The 19,634-nt window shown below is 33.5% G+C and carries 21 protein-coding genes and 1 pseudogene; 6 read left to right on the top strand and 16 right to left on the bottom strand.

Annotated features, from left to right (window positions below; translation table 11 throughout):
- Positions 1 to 42: 42 nt before the first annotated feature.
- Positions 43 to 2,823: a CopD family protein gene (locus Q0941_RS04315; RefSeq protein ID WP_299291708.1), complete on the top strand. Its 2,781-nt coding sequence runs from the start codon at positions 43 to 45 to the stop codon at positions 2,821 to 2,823.
- Positions 2,824 to 2,829: 6 nt separating this feature from the next.
- Here Q0941_RS04315 and Q0941_RS04310 read toward each other — a convergent pair whose 3' ends face one another.
- The 3 genes from Q0941_RS04310 to Q0941_RS04300 are packed head-to-tail and all read right to left on the bottom strand — an operon-like array spanning position 2,830 to position 5,843.
- Positions 2,830 to 3,684, bottom strand: coding sequence for a metal ABC transporter permease (locus Q0941_RS04310; RefSeq protein WP_299291706.1), 855 nt, complete (start codon positions 3,682 to 3,684; stop codon positions 2,830 to 2,832).
- A 15-nt stretch (positions 3,685 to 3,699) separates the two neighbouring features.
- On the bottom strand, positions 3,700 to 4,503 hold the full coding sequence (locus Q0941_RS04305; protein WP_299291704.1) for a metal ABC transporter ATP-binding protein: 804 nt from the start codon (positions 4,501 to 4,503) through the stop codon (positions 3,700 to 3,702).
- The gene (locus Q0941_RS04300; RefSeq protein ID WP_299291702.1) at positions 4,500 to 5,843 is read right to left on the bottom strand and encodes a zinc ABC transporter substrate-binding protein; all 1,344 of its coding nucleotides are present in this window, start codon (positions 5,841 to 5,843) and stop codon (positions 4,500 to 4,502) included. The genes Q0941_RS04305 and Q0941_RS04300 overlap by 4 nt, the downstream gene beginning before the upstream one ends.
- A gap of 156 nt (positions 5,844 to 5,999) precedes the next feature.
- Here Q0941_RS04300 and Q0941_RS04295 point away from each other — a divergent pair, with 156 nt between their 5' ends.
- The gene (locus Q0941_RS04295; RefSeq protein ID WP_299291700.1) at positions 6,000 to 6,383 is read left to right on the top strand and encodes a CopG family ribbon-helix-helix protein; all 384 of its coding nucleotides are present in this window, start codon (positions 6,000 to 6,002) and stop codon (positions 6,381 to 6,383) included.
- Here the strand turns inward: Q0941_RS04295 and Q0941_RS04290 are convergent.
- Both Q0941_RS04290 and Q0941_RS04285 read right to left on the bottom strand, forming a co-directional pair.
- Entirely contained in the window at positions 6,369 to 6,584 is a 216-nt protein-coding gene (locus Q0941_RS04290) for a hypothetical protein (protein WP_299291698.1), read from the bottom strand. The two genes, Q0941_RS04295 and Q0941_RS04290, sit on opposite strands and share 15 nt — an antisense overlap.
- 10 nt (positions 6,585 to 6,594) lie before the next feature.
- Complete coding sequence (locus Q0941_RS04285; protein ID WP_299291696.1) at positions 6,595 to 7,005, bottom strand: hypothetical protein; 411 nt, start codon at positions 7,003 to 7,005, stop codon at positions 6,595 to 6,597.
- A gap of 197 nt (positions 7,006 to 7,202) precedes the next feature.
- Between Q0941_RS04285 and Q0941_RS04280 the strand changes: the two genes are divergently transcribed.
- The gene (locus Q0941_RS04280; RefSeq protein WP_299291694.1) at positions 7,203 to 7,382 is read left to right on the top strand and encodes a hypothetical protein; all 180 of its coding nucleotides are present in this window, start codon (positions 7,203 to 7,205) and stop codon (positions 7,380 to 7,382) included.
- An 89-nt stretch (positions 7,383 to 7,471) separates the two neighbouring features.
- Here the strand turns inward: Q0941_RS04280 and Q0941_RS04275 are convergent, their stop codons facing one another.
- A complete protein-coding gene (locus tag Q0941_RS04275; protein ID WP_299291692.1) occupies positions 7,472 to 7,669 on the bottom strand; it encodes a hypothetical protein in 198 nt (65 codons plus the stop codon).
- Positions 7,670 to 7,883: 214 nt separating this feature from the next.
- On the opposite strand from Q0941_RS04275, the gene Q0941_RS04270 reads away from it, so the two are divergent.
- Entirely contained in the window at positions 7,884 to 8,138 is a 255-nt protein-coding gene (locus Q0941_RS04270; RefSeq protein ID WP_299291689.1) for an Lrp/AsnC ligand binding domain-containing protein, read from the top strand.
- Positions 8,131 to 8,589 carry a metal-dependent transcriptional regulator gene (locus Q0941_RS04265; protein ID WP_299291687.1) on the top strand — a complete coding sequence of 153 codons (459 nt, stop codon included), beginning with the start codon at positions 8,131 to 8,133 and terminating at the stop codon, positions 8,587 to 8,589. The genes Q0941_RS04270 and Q0941_RS04265 overlap by 8 nt, the downstream gene beginning before the upstream one ends.
- On the opposite strand, the gene Q0941_RS04260 is transcribed toward Q0941_RS04265, so the two are convergent.
- The 5 genes and pseudogenes from Q0941_RS04260 to pyrB form a co-directional block, all read right to left on the bottom strand.
- Entirely contained in the window at positions 8,570 to 9,640 is a 1,071-nt protein-coding gene (locus Q0941_RS04260) for a tetratricopeptide repeat protein (protein ID WP_299291685.1), read from the bottom strand. The genes Q0941_RS04265 and Q0941_RS04260 overlap by 20 nt on opposite strands.
- A gap of 41 nt (positions 9,641 to 9,681) precedes the next feature.
- Positions 9,682 to 11,277: a spermidine synthase gene (locus tag Q0941_RS04255; RefSeq protein ID WP_299291683.1), complete on the bottom strand. Its 1,596-nt coding sequence runs from the start codon at positions 11,275 to 11,277 to the stop codon at positions 9,682 to 9,684.
- 71 nt (positions 11,278 to 11,348) lie between these two features.
- Positions 11,349 to 11,723 (bottom strand): annotated as a pseudogene (locus Q0941_RS04250) (CFI-box-CTERM domain-containing protein); the annotation flags it as partial.
- A 1,393-nt stretch (positions 11,724 to 13,116) separates the two neighbouring features.
- Positions 13,117 to 13,827 carry an LON peptidase substrate-binding domain-containing protein gene (locus Q0941_RS04245; RefSeq protein WP_299291680.1) on the bottom strand — a complete coding sequence of 237 codons (711 nt, stop codon included), beginning with the start codon at positions 13,825 to 13,827 and terminating at the stop codon, positions 13,117 to 13,119.
- A 39-nt stretch (positions 13,828 to 13,866) separates the two neighbouring features.
- A complete protein-coding gene (gene pyrB, locus Q0941_RS04240; RefSeq protein WP_299291678.1) occupies positions 13,867 to 14,796 on the bottom strand; it encodes an aspartate carbamoyltransferase in 930 nt (309 codons plus the stop codon).
- Between the two features lie 40 nt (positions 14,797 to 14,836).
- Between pyrB and pyrI the strand changes: the two genes are divergently transcribed.
- Positions 14,837 to 15,298 (top strand): aspartate carbamoyltransferase regulatory subunit, encoded by a 462-nt coding sequence (gene pyrI, locus Q0941_RS04235; RefSeq protein ID WP_299291676.1) that lies wholly within the window; start codon positions 14,837 to 14,839, stop codon positions 15,296 to 15,298.
- 43 nt (positions 15,299 to 15,341) lie between these two features.
- Here pyrI and Q0941_RS04230 read toward each other — a convergent pair whose 3' ends face one another.
- Genes Q0941_RS04230 through Q0941_RS04210 form a run of 5 tightly spaced genes read right to left on the bottom strand, consistent with a single transcriptional unit; the run spans position 15,342 to position 19,633 of the window.
- On the bottom strand, positions 15,342 to 15,650 hold the full coding sequence (locus Q0941_RS04230; RefSeq protein ID WP_299291674.1) for an ATP synthase subunit C: 309 nt from the start codon (positions 15,648 to 15,650) through the stop codon (positions 15,342 to 15,344).
- A 54-nt stretch (positions 15,651 to 15,704) separates the two neighbouring features.
- On the bottom strand, positions 15,705 to 15,836 hold the full coding sequence (locus Q0941_RS04225) for a hypothetical protein (RefSeq protein ID WP_299291672.1): 132 nt from the start codon (positions 15,834 to 15,836) through the stop codon (positions 15,705 to 15,707).
- Positions 15,836 to 16,468 (bottom strand): V-type ATP synthase subunit D, encoded by a 633-nt coding sequence (locus Q0941_RS04220; RefSeq protein ID WP_299291670.1) that lies wholly within the window; start codon positions 16,466 to 16,468, stop codon positions 15,836 to 15,838. Before Q0941_RS04220 ends, Q0941_RS04225 begins: the two co-directional genes overlap by 1 nt.
- Before the next feature lie 4 nt (positions 16,469 to 16,472).
- Positions 16,473 to 17,858 carry a V-type ATP synthase subunit B gene (locus tag Q0941_RS04215; RefSeq protein ID WP_299291668.1) on the bottom strand — a complete coding sequence of 462 codons (1,386 nt, stop codon included), beginning with the start codon at positions 17,856 to 17,858 and terminating at the stop codon, positions 16,473 to 16,475.
- Positions 17,855 to 19,633 carry a V-type ATP synthase subunit A gene (locus Q0941_RS04210; RefSeq protein WP_299291667.1) on the bottom strand — a complete coding sequence of 593 codons (1,779 nt, stop codon included), beginning with the start codon at positions 19,631 to 19,633 and terminating at the stop codon, positions 17,855 to 17,857. Before Q0941_RS04210 ends, Q0941_RS04215 begins: the two co-directional genes overlap by 4 nt.
- Position 19,634 lies beyond the last annotated feature (1 nt).

Raw genomic sequence — 19,634 nt, 5'->3', positions numbered from 1 at the left:
ATATGTAAACTGTTAAAATATCAGATGTGGACTTTACAGTAAATGAAAAAAATTCTATTCATATTATTTACACTATCATTAATTTCAATTCCATTTGCAGCTGCACATCCTTTTACTGAACAAACTATTCCTAACATTTCATCAAATGGGCCAGTTGGTACAACTGAAGTAATTGTGTATTTTTCTGAAGCAGTTGACATTGATTTTAGTGAAATGAGAGTTTTTGATCAAAATGGAAATCAAATTGACAATAGAGACACTAGTTACTACGAAGGTGAGCTATCAATCATTGTGACAACTCCTCCACTTGAAGAAGGAGTCTACACAGCAACAACTAAAGTTCTTTCCAAAGTAGATGGCCACTTGGTCCCAGGAGCCTTTATCTTCGGAATAGGGGATGTAATTATAGATGTTGAAGATATTCCTGAGGGTACATCTGAGTTAGTATTTTTGCCTGAAGCAGGAGCAAGATTTCCTGGACTTGTTGGACAAACAATTGTGTTAGGTTCTGTAATTGCTTCGCTAATCATCTGGGGTACTCAAAACAAAAATCTAATCAGAGAAGAATTGGGAAAAGTTCATAGTTTCTATCATGATAAATTTATGTCAGTAACAGGAATTGGACTGATACTTGTTTTCATTTCAGATATTCTAATGATTGCTGTTCAAACAATCAGACTAGAAGCGTCACCTATTGATGTAATTCAAACATACTTTGGAACAGTTTGGTTTGCAAGAATGATTCTCACTCTTGTATTACTAGGTATTTGGTTTGGAATGGATAGAAGAAAATCATTATCAATAAAAAATCAAATTCCAATGCTTGCAGTTTCTCTTGTATTAATCTCAACAACTACATTGATAGGTCATGGTGCTTCAACTGAGCAGCTTGGAGCAGTCGTATTAGATTACATTCACAATTTAGTTGCAGCAGTTTGGATTGGAGGAATAATCTATTTTGTATTTACTTTACTTCCAACATTTTCTCAATTACAAGAAAAAAATCGAGAAAAAATGAGTTTAGTAATGATTCCAAGATTTTCAATTGCATTTATCATATCAGTAGGAATTGTAATTATTACAGGCCCAACTCTGATGTGGTTTGTTGAAAGTGACGTTGGATTAATCACTGCATCAGTATTTGGACAACTAATCATGCTGAAAATTGCAATCGCTGCAGCCATGGTTGGATTAGGGGGATTCTTCCAATTTAGACTACAAAAAAATGCTGAAAAGAATTTCTCATCAGGAAAAATTACTGTACATAAAAAATTGAAAAAATCTCTCAAAGTTGATGCTGCTTTAGGAATAATTTTGCTAGGGGTAGTTGCATTACTAACTAATGGAACACTACCTGCAGGAGAGATTCAAAGAGTTGATGCACAGGAAGCAGTATATGGTTTTAACACAATTGAATTTACTGAGAATACAAAGTTTAACATTGAAATTTCACCATTTACAAGCGGTTCAAACACAATTACTGTAAAAGCAACGGACTTTGATGGAAATCAGCTTTATGACTCAGAACAAGTAAAAGTAAAAATTTCAAATCCATCAAAAAATATTTCTCCAATTGAAATTCCTATGGAAATAGTTAAACAAACTGAAAACAAACCAATCGAATTCCAAGGAGAAATTACATTTGGATTTTCTGGTGAATGGTTAGTAGAAGTTGAAGCTCAACGAACCGAAAACGCAAATGAATCAAAAATTCTCAATTTACTTGTAAAGCCACGACTTGGAGATATTCAAATGCAAGTTGTAGAATATGAATTACCAGAAGAATCAAAACCACTTTACGCATTGTATGATGGAAAAAATTCCTTATGGGTAAGTGATGCATCATCTCCAAGACTTTGGGAATTCTCACTTGATACTCAAGAGTTTACACCATATTCTTTTGATGGATTGGGAACAACTTTTCTTACACAAGACAATAACGAAAACATTTGGTTTGTTGATACTCCAAGAAATCAAATAGGATATCTAAATCTTCAAACAAAAGAAATAACAACTAAAACACTTCCAAAATTAGATCCTGTAATTTCAGATAACACTCCTCTCTTTATTCAAGCTGATTTTGATGGAAACATCTGGATTACAATTGTAAACAAGGATAAGATTTTGAAATATTCTCCTCAAAGTGATACTTTTGATGAGATTACTTTACCTGAAAAAGAATCATTGCCATTTGCCTTGGGTATTGACAGTGAAGGAAAAATATGGTATACAGCAACTGGTTCAGGAAAAATAGGCTATATTGAGCCTGAAAATAATGAATTAACCCAAATTTCATCAGATACAATTCTTCAAGGTCCTGAAGCATTGCTATTTGATGAAGATGGAAGTATATGGGTAACAGAGCACACTGGATTAGCCTTAAGTAGATTTGATCCAGTTTTAGAGACTTTTGAAAAAGTTACAGTTCCAGATAGTGAATCACTTCCATTTGGAATGACATTTGATAGATATGGTAATGTTTGGTTTGCTCAACATGTCATTGATTCAATTGCAGTTTATGATCCAGATAACAATAATTTATTAGAAATTCCTATTCCAACTGAAACATCATTTACTCAATTTATGACATCAGATGGAAATGGTAATGTTTGGTTTGTTGAACAACAAGAAAGTAAGATTGGTACAATTAAAATGACAGAAATTCCAGTATCTTCAACAAAAATACAATCAACAGATGGAACTGAAATAAAGTATACAGAACTTGCATCACCACTAATAGCTGCAGGAATAATTGCAACTTCATTATTTTATGTAAAGAGCATACATGACAAGCGAAGACTAAACGATTTGATTGATTCTTAGATTAGTTTAGCTGTTATGTGAAATTTCAGATTTTTTCTTAATGTCGACCTTTCTTATTATTCCTGCAGATCTTGCTATAAGAATTCCTACCAGTATTGAAACTGCAACAACCACAATAATTCCTGATGGTGCAAGATTGTAATAGTATGACAAAAGAATTCCACTAACCACAGATACAACTGAAATTAGCATCGATATTCCAACTGTCTGTTTGAATCCTTTACCAAACATCATTGCACTAATGTTAGGAATTACAATTAATGCGGATATCAACAAGATTCCAACCAATCTCATAGAAGTTACAACTGTTACAGCAGCCAAAATTACAAAGGCATAATTTAACAGAGTGACTGGTAATCCTGAAATTTTTGCTTGCTCTTCATTAAATGTAATCTGTAAGAATTGTTTTCGTAATGCCACAAGCGTCACAATAATTCCTGTACTAATTGTTAGAATTATCATAGTATCATCATTGCCAATTAGCAGTATACTTCCAAACAAGAAACTAAACAAATCTACTGAGAAACCACCAGATGAGCTTACCAGAATTACGCCTACAGACAATCCTGTGACTAAAACAACAGCTACAGCAGCATCTCCTGAAATCTTTGTACTCTGTCGAAGTTTTTGAAGTCCTATTCCTCCAGCTATTGCAAGAAGATACGCAGTCCAAATTGGAAATATTCCTAAGAATAATCCAACTGCTACTCCACCGAATGAAACATGAGCAATTCCATCTCCAAACAAAGAATAACGTCTCAATACAAGAAATGTTCCCATAAAAGAGCAAATTATTGCAACAGCAATTCCTGAAATGAGTGCTTTCTGAATAAATCCATAAGATAGAGCTTCAAGAACCATTCATTTCACCTGTAGTTAATGCATGTCATGATTATGCATGTGCATTTGCATTGATGATTCAGTATATGTTCTTAGAAGATCTTTGTTTGAGAAAAATTCTTCTTTTTCTCCATGGAAAAATAATTTTTTATTCATACATGCAACTCTACTTGCATATTTTGATATTGCATCCAAGTCATGCGATGACCAAACAATTGTAATTTGATTTTCTTGATTGATTTTTTTAATCAATTCATAGAATTTTTTCTGTGATTCTGCATCTACACTTGTTACAGGTTCATCGAGAATTAACAACAAGGGATCCTTGACAAGAGATTTTGCAATAAAGACACGTTGTAATTCTCCTCCTGATAGTTCTCCAATTCTTCTATTTTTCAGAGATTCAATTCCTACAGTTTTAAGAGATCCCATAACCTTCTTGTAGTTGCTTCCAAGATCACTGTAAAAACGATTCCAACAGCAACCACATTGTTGCACAATCTTTGCACCTTTGAGAAGTTTTTTGTTAGGTATTATTCCCATAGATACAACATCAAAAACTGTTGCAGGAAAGTTTGGCTCAAAAATTACCTTTTGTGGAACATATCCAATCAATGGAATTATTGAATGATACTTTGAATCCTCTAACCCAAACATTTTGATCTTTCCAGAATATTTCTGCAAGCCTAAAATTGCTCTGAACAATGTTGTTTTTCCAGCACCATTGGGGCCTACAATGCCAAGAACATCACCTTCTTGAACATCAAAACTAATTTTATCAACTGCTAAATGATTGTCGTATCCTATTACGAGATCTTTTACTTCTAAAACACTTGTCATTGACACTCAAGGGCCACCTTTAGGGAATCCATATTTTGTTCCATCTTTTCGATGTATGATATGTTTTTCCCTACTTCTTCAGGTGCTAATGCCTCTAATGGACTGAACAGCATTACTTTTGCGCCAGACTCTTCTGCAATGATTTCTGCTAGTCTTGGGTCAACTAACTCTTCATTAAAAATTACTTTAACATCATTTTCTCTTACAAAGTCAACAAACTCTTTAATCTCAGCACCTGTGGCCTCTGCTCTAGGAGCTAATCCACCAAGAGCCATTACTTTGAGATCATATCTTTCTGCAAGATATGTAAATGCATTATGATATGGTACAAAGGTATCTTTATTGCATGATGCTAATGATGACTTGAATTTCATATCTAAGTCATCTAGTTCTTGATTGTATGTCATAGCATTTTGTTCATATTGTTCTTTGTTTTGTGGATCGGCTTCAATTAGTGCATCACGAATATTGTTTACTTGTTGTTTTACCAAGATTGGGTCCAACCAAATGTGTGGATCAAATTCAAAGTCGTGGTGATGATGGTGATGTCCACCTTCGTCTCCATGATCATCATGGTCATCATGATCTTCTTCTTTAATTTCTAAAACAATATGATGAATCTCTTCAAATCCTTCTTCTGCACTCATATGTCCATCTTCAATTTCATGTATGACTGCTTCAATTTTTTCAATAGTTTCATTTCCGTGATCATGTCCATCTCCTTCATGCTCACCTAGAATCTCTTCTAGTTCAGTAAGTGCTTTAGTGGAATCAATGTGACCATGCTCAAATTCTTCTACAACATGTTCAATCTCTTTTGCAAAGTCTTCAGCATGTGCATCATGGCCTTCTTCTGCATGATCATCATGTTCGTCTCCATGATCATCATGGTCATCATGATCTTCTTCAGGTTTTATCAGTTCAACTCCTTCAGATACTTTGACAAACAAAACATTGTCAAATTCACCTGAATCAATCATTTTATCAATATAAGGTTCCATTCCTAATCCATTATAGACAAAAACATCTGCATCTTGCAACGATTTAATCTCTTGAGGTCTTGGTTCCCAATCATGAGCTTCTACACCTGATGGCATGTACTGAGAAACTGTTGCAGAGTCTCCTGCTACATTTTTGGTAAACTCGTAATATGGGTAAAACGAAGCTAGAACTTGGATCTTTTCAACCTGTTCAGTAACACTAGTTTCAGTTGTCTCACCCATAAAATTTTCAGAAACTTGTGGACTTTCAGAAATTCCTCCTGACATTGTCAAAACAACTGCAATAACTATGGCTGCAGCAATTCCTCCACCTATAGCAGCAATTGACGAGCCCTTCATTAAATCACTTAATTGTGCAATTAATAATAATACAATATAAATTTAATAATATTTGAGAAGTGGGTTTTGATGTTATTAATTCAACAGGCATAAATTTTGCCGAAATTATTAAGAAATCCATTTAAATTTAAATAATGATTAATAACATTCAATCTAATGCCAATTGTTTCAATCTCACTTAACGATGAAATTTTAAAAGAACTGGATAAATTGCAGGGCTCAATGGGATTTACTGGTAGGTCTGAAATTATTCGGGCAGGTATCAGAACTTTTGTACAAGAAGAAAAGCAAAAAAGAGAATTAAAAGGAAAACAGAATGCAGTACTAATTGTACTTCATGCTGATGAGTACGATGATCGAGTTTCAGGAATAAAACATGATTATGAAGACTTGATTAAAACACATCTTCACAGCAAACTTGATGGAGAGAGATGTATGGAGATGTTTTTCTTGGACGGAGATTCAAAAAAAATTCAAGCAGTCACAAAAGGATTTCTTACTGACAAGAAAATGGATTCAGTAAAATTAGTTGCTTTGTAAGCCTGTATTATCAATTTGAATCAGATCATCATCTATCATTTCAGTTCTAAATTTTGAAAATAGGTATCGAATCTTGTTTTCATGATCTGTAAAGACTATTTTTTGAATTAATTGCATGTCTACTTCCAAGGCTTCATCTTCAACTAAAATTTCAAAGTCACCTTCATGATCAAAGTATATTGTTTTTTTATCTAGATACATAATTCTCTACCTACTCTGTAATGGCTAATTGCTTTATTCGATATCCTCTTTCATAATCTTCTTCAAGTTTGTAAATTTCTTTAATCTCTTTAGCTGATGAAAACATGATTCTAAGAACAAACAGCCAACAATAGATATCTTTTAGTTCACCTTGATGAGAATCCCATTCCCCTGTACCTGGTTGAAATCTTATCACATTTCCTTTTCGAGCAACTAAATCTTGCAACATCTTACTTCTAATATAATATAGATTGACATCAGTAAGATTTCCATCAGAAAAATAATACGCAGAATAAAAATAATCAGAATCCTCAATTTGGTAAATATTTGCACTTCCTGTGCCACTAACATTTAGAACACTACAAAAGAGATCCTTTTCTCGTTCTAACTTATAGACATGATATCTTGATTTTTCATCCATTTTGTTACCTCCAAATTATTAGATAATGCCATGCGAAAATGCGCATTCTGTCAGGGCTGCATCTGGTTGAAGCATGGCATTATGCTCTGATTTAGCACTTGAACTATTTATCTCTTATTAAGAATTATTTTATTTTTAATAATTGTTAATATTAATTATGCATCATTTTAATATACGCATGCACGCTTGAAGAGGGCATGGCTAAAGAATGGATTGCTTACGATGTAAAAGCAAGAAAGAAAGTCAAGATGGTAGACCCTAAACTTGTAACCTTGAAGAATGGTAAAATGGCTTTAAAGGGTACAAGTGCAGAGACTGGAATTTCACTCTTTAGGATCATTGGTCCTGAGGATGCTAAAACTTTCAAATCTCAGTAGAATCAATTTCAAAAAAGAAAAAACCATCAATCATTCTTTTTTCATTCAAAAATAATTGTCTAGCTTGAATTTCTTTGAAATAATTAAAATTATTTTTCTAGCCAAGTTTTCTGTTTATGTTCCACTACCCATTCTTTTGCCATAGGAAGTAGTTCATCAACATCTACTTTTTTTGATTTGAGTGTAATTGCAAAATTATTGTTATGAGTTGAAGATGAATCATTTATTTCGATTCTGATCTCATTTGCAATTGTATTATCTTGATCATCTTGTTTGGTTAATTTCATTGTATCACCATAATGTTAAAAACTGAAAATCTTGCCGTGTAAAATACATGTGGTTGACAATATGAAGGAATGGCAATCATTTCAGCTTCTACAGAAAAACATATCATTTACTAGTTATTAAAAATTATCCTAATTTTAATAATATTTAATTTAATACAAAAATAATTAATATTATCAAAACTAAATAATGTTTGAAAATTAATGGAGGAAAAAATTGCCAGCAGCATTTGTTTTATTGAATTGCACAGAAAATAATGAAAAAGAAGTCATCTCAATTCTTAAAGGAATTTCTCAGGTCAAGGAAACACAATGTATTACTGGACCATATGATGTTTTTGTTAAAGTAGAAGCAGCAACATTAGAGGAGCTTAATGAGACTATAACTTGGAAGATTAGAAAGATCAAAAATGTTAGGTCTACTTACATTCTAAAGATTAACGAAGAGGCAACTGACTGTAAAGATGACTAATGAAGAAAAGCTCTATGTTGGAACTGCTCCAGAAGAGCATGTTGAGATGTATCTAAAAGCAATGTGGTTAACAAAGGAAAGCAGTAAACCAATCAGAGTAAGTACAATTGCTAATTTGTTAAGAATCAGACAACCAAGTGTTGTACAAATGATGAAAAAACTAAATGATATGAAATTGATAAAATACACTAAACTAGACATTCAGTTAACAGACAAAGGGGAAAAAATTGGTTCTAACATTGTTAGAAAAAGTAGATTGTTAGAAGTTCTTATGGTAAATCACCTTAAGATCAAACCAGATGATAAAATTGTCTGCGGTATGGAGCATCATATGAATGATGAATTTACAAATTCACTTTCAACAATTCTCGGAGATCCAAAAATATCTCCAAATGGAAAACCTATTCCATCTAATCCAAACAGAATTTCAACTAATGAAGATTCTGAATAAAGGATGAATAGATTTTTTCTTTTTTCACTTTTGCAAAATGTGTGTCTTTGAGAATTTTGTCTTTTAGGGACAAATGTGAATGATCATGATGTTCATGATCATGATGTTCATGATCATGATGATCATGAGTATTTTCTTTTTTAGCAATCTTGCGAAGTAAAGATATTGCTTGAGTATGTTTGCCAATTTCAACTAGGCATTGTGATTTATGGTACATTGCATCAGTATTTTGCTTGTCAATTCCCAAAGCTTTCTCAAAACATGAAATTGCATGCTTAAATTTTTCTAATGTAATGTATGCAAGTCCTTTGTTAATTAGTGCGTCAGTATTAGAACGATCTTTTTTTAGAACTTTGTTAAAACATAAAATCGCCTCTCTTGGTCTATTTGTATTTGAATAAGCAACCCCCAATCTAAAACATGCATCAATATCAGAGGGTTCTATTTCTAAAGCAGATTCAAAACATACAGCAGCCTCACTAAAATTGTCAAGTTCTGCCAAAGAATTTCCTTTATTACATAAAGTATCCATATCTACAGGATTAATCTTCAGAGATGCATCAAAGCACTTTATTGCTTGTTTATGTCTTGATTTTCCAGCAAAAACGATTCCTTTGTTGTTAAGAATTATAATGTCATTTGGATTTATTTTCAAAGCTTTATCATATGTTGATATTGCTTGCTTATGTTTGCCAAGAGCCACAAGTGTATTTGCCTTGTTACATATTGCATCAGAATTTTTTGGTTGAATTTTTATTAATTTATCAAAGATTTCGATGGCATCATCATACTTGTCCAAATCATACAAAGTTGTACCAAGATTAAACAAAGTCAAAGGTTCATTCGGAATAATCTTTAGTGCCTTATTGTAATAGGATAATGATTTTTTATGAAATCCAATTTCTGCTAAAAGATTTGCTTTGTTAAAATTTGCCTGAAAATTTTTTTTATCTATTTTTAAAATGGAATCACATGTGGTTAATGCTTGTTTGAATTTGTTTTGTAAGATAAGAGTTTGAATTTTTTTTAATAAATTATCAGTCTTGGTCATATTGAGTAATACTAGACTTGTAATAAAAAGTTGAGGGATTTTTAAGAATTTTCTGAGGATGGAGAAAATAATTCTACAAGAAATTCTTTTTCTGTAATTCTTTCTCTATCTGGAGTGTAAAGATTTAGTGCAGTATTTGTTTCTAAAACAGTCTTATCATCTGTGTTTAATTCAGTTTTTCTTGGTTCAATATCATAATCACTTCCGATGTAATATTTATCGTAAATTGGCAAAATTGGTTGTTTACTTCCTATAAACAACAATGAGTCAACAGTTGAATCAAGATTATTGTAAATATGAACATGGGGGAAAACTGAATTGTATGTGTTATAGAAAATAAAAAAATCATCCATTGTCATAGTATACATTGGAACCCATTGGGAAGATATTCCATTCTCAGATAAACGAAGTTTTTGAAGTTCAAAATATTCCTTGGTAAACAAACTACTATGACTATCATAGGGCTCATATGGTTGCCCAGTAATAACATCAAAAGTTTGATTTGTCCTCAACAACCAATTTCTACCATCATCTATGACTAGATTATGATCAATGTACTTTGGTGAGAACTTTTCATTTACCTCAATTACCGCAGGATCAATTTCAAGAGTAGTTACATCAATTCCATGAATAGCAAACCATTGAGAAGTGTCCCCACATCCTAATCCTACATTTAACGCAGTTTTTGGAAAGGTTTTGAAATTATGATAATAAAGTTCACTTGGTAATTTGGCAAGATTTACACCATCTCGAAAAATACCCATTGGTCCAATCGCACATTGAGATTTTCCATTAATGTGTAATCTTTTGAGATCAGTTTCAATTACAGTAATTGTTGAGTAAGCACTCTCATCATAATGAAGTAGTTGTTGATTATCAATCATATGTTGATAGGAATTAACGCTCATTTTACCTTCATTCAGAATTTGATAAAGGGGTAGAGTAAGAGGTTCAACATCATAGGTTGGAAAAATTATGAAAAAAGGAACCAAAATTACTGCTATTGCCGACAAACATCGAAATTTGATGAATCTATTTGTTCCAATTATGATTGTTCCCATTCCTAAATTAATTAAAGCAGTAATTATCAAGCTGGCTTGAATACCTAAAAACGGAATCAAAATGAATCCAACAACCAGTGTGCCTATTACAGCACCAATACTATTTGCAGCATCTAACTTTCCAACGTCATAACCAATTGATTCAAATTTCTTTGCATATGCTTTAATCATAATTGGTAATGTGGTACCCATCAAAATTGCAGGAATAGATATCAAAAGAATTGACAGAAGAATTTGTACAATGAAAAATAATATTTGATTTGGAAGAACAGCTTGATAAATTGCCAAATAAATTGGAGGTAATGAACTAAAAACAGGTAATAACAAAACACCATAAGTTCCGATGCCAATTTGAACAAATGCAAAAAACTTTAGTGGATTAGAAATTTTATGTGAGTATTTTCCTGCAAGCCAGCTACCAATTGCTAGACCAAGAATAAACGACGCAATAATAGTAGATACAGCGTAAACAGTTGTTCCAAAAACTAGTGATAATGGACGAATCCAAATAATTTCATAAAATAATGCAGTAACGCCTGAAAGTCCCAGAAGTAATATTATGATATTTCTTTTCAAATTCTTACTTGAATTTGGATTTTATGAATCTAAATAGTTCTTGATAGTTTGATGTATGTACCACTAAGAATTCAAAATCGCTTTTTGACTTTCCATGCAACAATTACAGGTGCTACAATATACATTCCCAAATTTAGTACAATTACTGAAATTCCTATTCCTAACACTTCAATTTCTGAACTACTATCAGCTATTGTCATAATCGATAAAGTTGATACCATTGGAGTAATGAATGCTCTAACTGCTTCTTGGAACATTGGGTTACCTCTTTGCCAATCAGCAATAGTTGGTGAGAATGAATAGTACAATTGGTTAAAGCCTGTCATGAATGATATTCCAGATGAAGTGCTCATTACAGTATTGTCTCTAACTTCTCTCAAGAATTGCACTTGAGGGGCTAATTCTGTTCCATATGCTGCAGTTGCAATAAGACAACCTCCGCCTTCTGCTTCAACTTGAAGATTATCTGATTTCTGTCCTTCATTTTGAATAGTTTCTGAAGAATCTTCAATTTCATTTGGAGCATTGTTTAATGAAACCGAAGTAGGTGCTATCACAATTCCAAATTCAGTTTCTTGACCTGTGTTTCTAATATTTTCAAATTTAATTATTGTAGGACCTGTTTGGGTTTGATCAAAAGTGAATTTTTCAAATTCTCCGCCTACTTGGGCTTGACCTAATGCTCTATGAATTTCCTGACCACGTTGAAGAATTACAAATGTATAGTCAGAATTTCTAAGAGGTTCTCCAGTTGGACCATCACGAACAGTAAATACAAAATTTGTATTTAATCCAGGTATTATTTCAACAGGATCCCATGAGAGATTTATTTGAAAATCTTCACTTTTTGTATATGCAGTTAATGGAAAAGATACTTCTTCATTTGTAGCTAGTGTAAATACAATATTTTCTGGTAATGGATCTCCAGATTTTTTCATTTCATTTTTTATAAATCTCAAATGATCTTGCAATAAAACAAAATGAACAATCCTTTCATCTTCTTTAGAATAATCATCAATTGTTACTGAAGCTTTGAACAACTCTATTCCATTTGCATGTCCAGTATAGCTTGGTGACAAGAATTCAACAAAGTCTTTAGGGAAATGTACTTCTTCATGAACAACGGGAATATGTGACATTTTATTTTCGCTCCAATCAAATGGCATCTCAAATGTAACTAGTTTTGTTTCAGGATTGTATTCAAAAGCTGAGATTTTATCAAAATATGATTTCATTCTAAATTCAACATCATTTGCTTCAGAATCTTTTTCAATGTATGATGATGTAGTTGCTACACTCAAATCAGCCACATGAACACCAGAATTTTCAATGATGTTTGTAGGCTCATCAATTGTTCTTACTTCAATTTCAAATGTGTATAATCCACCTTCATCAAATATTGGTCCTGCAATCTCAATAGGAGAAGATTCAGTTCCATGATAGGCTCCAAGAAGAGAATCTTGTTTGCCATTAATTACAAAATTATCATATCCTGATTGAGATGAAATTTTGAGAGGTAAAACTCCATTTTCTGCAAAAAAGTAATTTCTAAAAATCATTGTATTATCATGAAACAAGCCAATAAGAAAGGTCACATTTTTTGCATTTTCTTTGGTTTCATCTTCAGTTGCAGTTAAAGTAATTTGATCTTCACCATTTTCAAAACTTAATGGCATTTCAACAGAAATAGAAATTTCTTTTCCTTGAATATCAATTGATGAAATTTTATCTAAACCCAGACCATGTCCAAACACGCTGTTTGCTGGAAAAAATACTGTAATAGCAAGAAATAGTATTGCAAATTGTTTGTAAGACATCATCATAATTCCAATTGTTCCATTATTTTATTGTCAACAATGTCTCTGTTTTTTGAACCAATTCTTCCATGTTAGTAGCTTCTAGCAATGGCTGTAAATCATTTGGATCCTTTGCACCCAATGCAGAAAGAGAGTAAATGTAATCAATTGTAGGGGTATCTGTAATTAGGTAGTATTGTTGTAAAACATGATCTAATGCATGAGGTTCAACAACTTGAGGTAAAGCTTGTTGTACAATCTTCTTTTTCCATAATTCAACAAGGCTTTGCCATTTTTCAAGTGAAATATTTTCGTCAATTTCAGGGATCATTACAACTTCAGCTTGAATGTACATTTTTTCTTCAGTTCCAATCTTTTCATGTAATTCAGAAACTTGTGAATGACCTTCTACAGATAATGGATCATAGTTTTCAGGTTGTGAAATTGCAGGTTCAATAATTTTTTTAATTTTAAATGAATTTCTTCCTAGAGTTTCAATATGTAATTGAAGGCCATCTAGTTCAACGTCTTCACATTTAGTTATTTTTGCAACGGTTCCAATAGTTTTTGGTGCATTCCAACCCTTTACAGAACCAGTTTCATCAATTAGGCAAACGCCAAACAATCCATCACCAAGCATGCAATCATCAACTAATTGCTTGTATCTAGGCTCAAATATTCTCAAAGGTAATTCTTGTCTTGGAAACAATACAAGGTCAAGTGGGAAAATTGGAATTACTTTGGTTTGAGTCATTAGATTTAATGAAATGTTTCTAGATATATGGAATACGGATTAGAATCCGTTTTCATTAAGCGTTAGGCCCAACAATGCTGCTCTTGTATGCATTCCGTATTCAGCTTGCTGGAAATATTTTGCATTTTTAGTTGAATCAACATCAGTTGAAATTTCATCTATTCTTGGAAGGGGGTGCATGATGATTGAATCATCTTTCATTTGTTTAAGTAAATCTAATCCAACAACATAACTTCCTTTAACTTTGAGATATTCTTCTTCATCAGGGAATCTTTCTTTTTGGATTCTTGTTACATACAAGACATCAAGGTCATCAATATGATCTTCAAGTTTGGTAGATTCAGTAAAATCTAATTTCTTTTTAATTTCATAAACAGAATCAGAACGTATTCGAAGTGATTCAGGAGAAATTAGTCTAACATCAACATCATAATTTCCTAGTCCATACAACAAAGAGTAAACTGTTCGACCATATTTCAAATCACCTACAATTCCAATTTTTAGTCCATCAATCTTTTTCTTTTCTTTTTTCATTGTAAACAAATCTTGAATTGCCTGAGTTGGATGTTCTTCAGTTCCACTACCAGCATTGATTACTGGTTTTTCAGAAACCTCTGCAGCAAAACGACTAGAACCATCAAGTGTATGACGTAAAACGAGAACATCTGAATAAATAGACATAATTTTTACAGTATCAGCAAGACTCTCTCCTTTTTGGGTTGATGATGAGGAAACATCTGCGATTCCTAGTGAATTCCCACCAACTGAAGCCATTGCAGAATCAAAACTAAGTCGAGTTCTGGTACTTGGCTCATAGAACAAATAGCCGAGAGTTTTTCCTTTACAAATTTCTCTTCTTTCAGTAGGACTCAATTGCATAATTTTGTCAGTAGATGAGAAGATTTTCTCAAGTTGATCTTTGTTAAAATCCTTAATTGATATGATGTCTTTGTTGAAGAACTCGTTCATCTTTCAATAATATATACAGGTCACTATACAAAGTATTCTGATGGAGCAGTCTGAACTTCTGGTTCGACGTATCAAAGAAGGTACTGTAATAGACCATATTGATGAGGGTAAAGGTCTCAAAGTCCTTAGTGCTTTAAGAATTGACGGAGGAGACGGAAGTTTGATTACAATTGCTCTAAATGTTCCAAGTGGAAAATTCAAGAAAAAAGACATTATCAAAGTTGAAAATAAATTCCTCAAAGATGATGACACAAACAAACTTGCTTTGATTGCTCCAAAAGCCACAATCAATATGATAAAAGACTACAAGTTAGTTGAAAAAAGAAGAGTTTCACTCCCAAATGAAATTGATAGAATTTTCCAATGTTCCAATCCTGACTGTATAACTAACAGTACAGAACACATTGAGCCAGTTATGGATGTAATTGATAAAGAAGGAAGAGTTCTCAAGTGCAGATACTGTGCAAGAGTCTTAGATGTAAACAAGCTAAAATACAATTAATTATTAAAAAATTGAAAAATTTGAAAAAGATGTGCGACTGGGTCTATTGTCCCAGGATGATGAACATCATGACTATACCGTAGATAGCGATTGATTCGACCATTCCTACGAAGATGAATACTTTTGACTGTAAGGCTGGATTCTCACTAATTACAGCAAGACCGGCTGCACCTACTTGACCTAAACCTATACCGGCACCAAAAGCTGCAAGACCGAAGGCCAAACCTGCACCGAGAATTTTCAGTGAGTCAGAACTTCCTGCTGCATCATCTTCTGCTGCGTATGCAAGTCCAGTAGATCCTGAAATGGATATTACTGCGGCTGCCAAAAGTAGCAAGACGATAGGTTTCATTTTATGATCTCGTCCCCTTTAGTTCCATATTTAAATCATGATGATGAAAAATCATCAAATTCGATCTAGGGTTTTCTTTTTGAAAGATGATAAATCATCTTTGATTGATTTTGAAAAGTTATCGTGATCTTGTTCAATTACTTTTTTAGAATTTTCAACTAATTTTTTAATTTCTTCTTTTCCCATTAGTTTCCACTTTCCATCTTTTCCTTCACTTTTTTTAACTTTGCGAATTCTTCTCTTTCACGCTCTTCAAGAGTGGCAAGAATGAATCGAATGTTGTCCTTGTATTGAGGAATAATGACATTTTCTAAAGCATTTAGTAATTTTTGGGTCTTTTCTAATGCTTTTGCAAGACTAAAGATTGAATTTTCGTATTCTGCAGCTTTACAAATTTTTGGTAATAATTCTTTGATTTGTTTTGATGCTCTATCAATTGAGGAATTGGTATCAGCAAATCCGTAAGGCATTGATTTTGTATCTTTTTCAGTAACAGTTAGTGCTTGAATTTTTACATCTACAACTCTTCTTACATTAACATCTACTTCCATGACTGGAGGAGTAGACTCTGCAACAGAGTCAACAGTGTTTGTTCCTAATGCAAGATATGCTTCATTAACTGATTTGTAGATGTCTTGTAAGGGATCCCAAATTCCACCTCTTGCTTTAGAGGCTTCTTGAATCATTTCTTCAATATTTTTTAAGAGAACTTTACGCTTATCATCTAAAATTTGCTGAACCATAACAGCAATTTGGCTTGATTTTTTGTATTTGAAAAGTTCAATCTTAGTTGCTGCAACGTTTTGTCCAAATGACATTTAGTTACTCTTCCTTGTAATATTGTTCTACGTACTTGTCTTTGATTTTTGTAATCTCGTTCTTTGGTAGTTTTGAGACAATCTTCCACATCAAAGTTAATGTTTCTTCAATTGTTCTGTTTTCATCAGTTGCCTGTGTAAGGAATTCTTTCTCAAATGTATCACCAAGGTCCAAATATTTTAGGTCAATTTCAGTAAGACCTGCTTTACCAACGATACCTGCTAATGCTCTAACCTCTTGTGCTCTAGAATAGGCATCATAAACTTGGTTAGAAATTTCACCATGATCTTCTCTAGTACTTCCTTCACCAATACCGTCTTTCATCAATCTACTAAGACTCATCAAAATGTTGATTGGTGGATAAACTCCTTGTCTAAACAAGTCTCTACCAACTACAATTTGTCCTTCAGTAATGTAACCTGTAAGGTCTGGGATTGGGTGAGTAATATCATCAGAAGGCATTGACAAAATTGGTACTTGTGTAACACTTCCTTTTTTGCCATTGAGTTTTCCTGCTCTTTCATAAAGTGTGGAAAGGTCAGTGTAAAGATATCCAGGATATCCTTTTCTTCCTGGTACTTCTTCTCTTGCTGCACTAATTTCTCTAAGTGCTTCTGCATAGTTTGTCATATCAGTAATTACAACAAGAACGTGCATTCCTAATTCAAATGCCAAATATTCTGCTACTGTTAATGCTACACGAGGAGTGATGATTCTTTCAATTGCAGGATCATCTGCTGTGTTTAAGAATAGAACACTTCTTTTTAGTGCACCAGATTCTTCAAGACTTCTTCTGAAATATTCTGCTTCACTGTATTGCACACCAATTGCTGCAAAGACCACAGCAAAGTCATCATCAGTTCCAACAACACTTGCTTGTCTTGCAATTTGTGCTGCTAGTAAGTTGTGAGACATACCTGAACCTGAAAAGATTGGAAGTTTTTGTCCTCTTACAAGAGTCATCAAACCATCAATTACAGATACACCAGTTTGGATGAAATCTTTTGGATATTCACGTTGTTCTGGGTTCATTGGTTCACCGTTAATGTCAATAAATTTATCAGCAATTGGATCTGGGAGTCCGTCTTTTGGTCTTCCTAATCCATCAAATACTCTACCAAGTACTTCTTTTGATACTGGCATTTCCATAACTTTTCCAACAAATTTTGCATTTGTTCCAGAAATTGATAATCCTGTGGTTCCTTCAAAGACTTGAACGATTGCTTTACCGTTTCCTACTTCGAGAACTTTACCTAGTCTTCTTTCACCGTCTTTAGTTTCAACTTCAACTAGTTCGTCAAATGCTGCATTATCTACATCATCTACAATTACTAGAGGGCCTTTGATTTCGGCAATCTTACTGTATTGAACTCCACCTTCAGCGCTCAATTTGATACCTTTACTCCTGAGATTGATTTGAATTGTTCTTGCATGTCTTTGTCTAGTTGATCTAGTTTTGGCATTTCATCATCTTTAACATCCATTCTTGCTTTGAGTAAACTGCTTACAACTCCTAATTCACGAATGTCAGATAATGATGCTCCTTCTTTGAGTGCTTGTTGTCCTTTCTTGTAAAAGTCAACACATAATTTCATTAATTTGAATTGTTTTTCTGGGCTACAGTAAGTATCAACATCATCAAATGAGTTTTGTTGTAACAAAGCAATTTTTACCATTCTTGCAACTTCAAGAATTAATTTTTCTTCATCTGGTAATGCTTCAGGACCTAAGAGTCTGACAATTTCTTTTAGTGTATCTTCTCTTTGTAAGACACCATAAGTTTCACTTCTAATGTTAAACCATTCTTCACTGATGTTCTCACTCCACCATTTTGCAATATCTGCAAGATATCCGGAGTAACTGTTCATCCAGTTAATTGATGGATAGTGTCTAGAGTATGCTAGCTTTGCATCCAAAGCCCAGAAAGTTTTGATAAATCTCATGGTGTGAGTTGTTACTGGTTCTGTAAAGTCACCACCAGATGGAGATACAGCACCAATCAGTGTAACTGAACCATCACGGTCAGGACTTCCAGCTGCTCTAACACGTCCTGCTCTTTCATAAAATTCTGCTAATCTTGATGCAAGATATGATGGATAACCTTCTTCTGCAGGCATCTCTTCGAGTCTACCACTCATTTCTCTGAGTGCTTCTGCCCATCTACTAGTAGAGTCTGCTACAAGAACTACGTCTTTACCCATATCTCTGTAATATTCTGCAATTGTTACACCAGTGTAGATACTTGCTTCTCTTGCTGCTACTGGCATGTTACTAGTGTTAGCTACAAGGACTGTTCTGTCCATGAGTGGTTTTCCACTTCTTGGATCTTTAAGATGTGGGAATTCAACAAGTACTTCTGTCATTTCATTTCCTCTTTCACCACAACCGATGTAAACTACAACTTGGGAATCTGCCCACTTTGCAATTTGGTGTAGTGTTACAGTTTTGCCTGTACCAAATGCTCCTGGAATAGAACCAGTTCCTCCTTTTGCAATTGGGAAGAAAGTATCGATAACTCTTTGACCAGTAAGAAGAGGTACAGTTGGATCGTATCTATTCTTGTATGGTCTTGGTTTTCTAACAGGCCATTTGTGATACATCTTAAGAGAGATAGTTTGACCATCTTTCTCAGTTGTAGCTAGTTCAGTTTCTAAATCATAATCTCCTTCTGAAACAATGTTTGTAATTTTTCCACCTTGATGATCTGGTGGAACCATGATTGAATGCTCAATCAAATCAGTTTCTTGAACAGTACCAATTACATTACCTGCAGCAACTTCATCACCATTACTTACAGTTGGAACAAAGTGGTATTTTTTTTCCATGTCAACAGGGGATGTTGTAATACCTCTGCCAATGAAAGAACCTGATGCTTTTGATAATTCTCTTAGTGGTCTTTGAATTCCATCATAAAGTTGTCCAATAATTCCAGGACCTAACATAACACTAAGTGGGTTACCTGTACCAAGAACTGGTTCACCTGGTTTTAATCCACTTGTTGATTCGTATACTTGAATAAATGCGACATCGCCAGTTAATCTAATTACTTCACCGACTAGTTTAGAATCGCCTACAACAACTGTTTCGTACATTTTTGCATCAGCCATTCCATCTGCTCTAACAGCAGGACCACTGACCCAAACGATTCTACCTTGTGCAGCCATT

Source organism: Candidatus Nitrosopumilus sp., from assembly GCF_028278985.1.
Taxonomy (GTDB): Archaea; Thermoproteota; Nitrososphaeria; order Nitrososphaerales; family Nitrosopumilaceae; genus Nitrosopumilus.
This window is presented reverse-complemented; position numbering and strand designations above follow the sequence as displayed.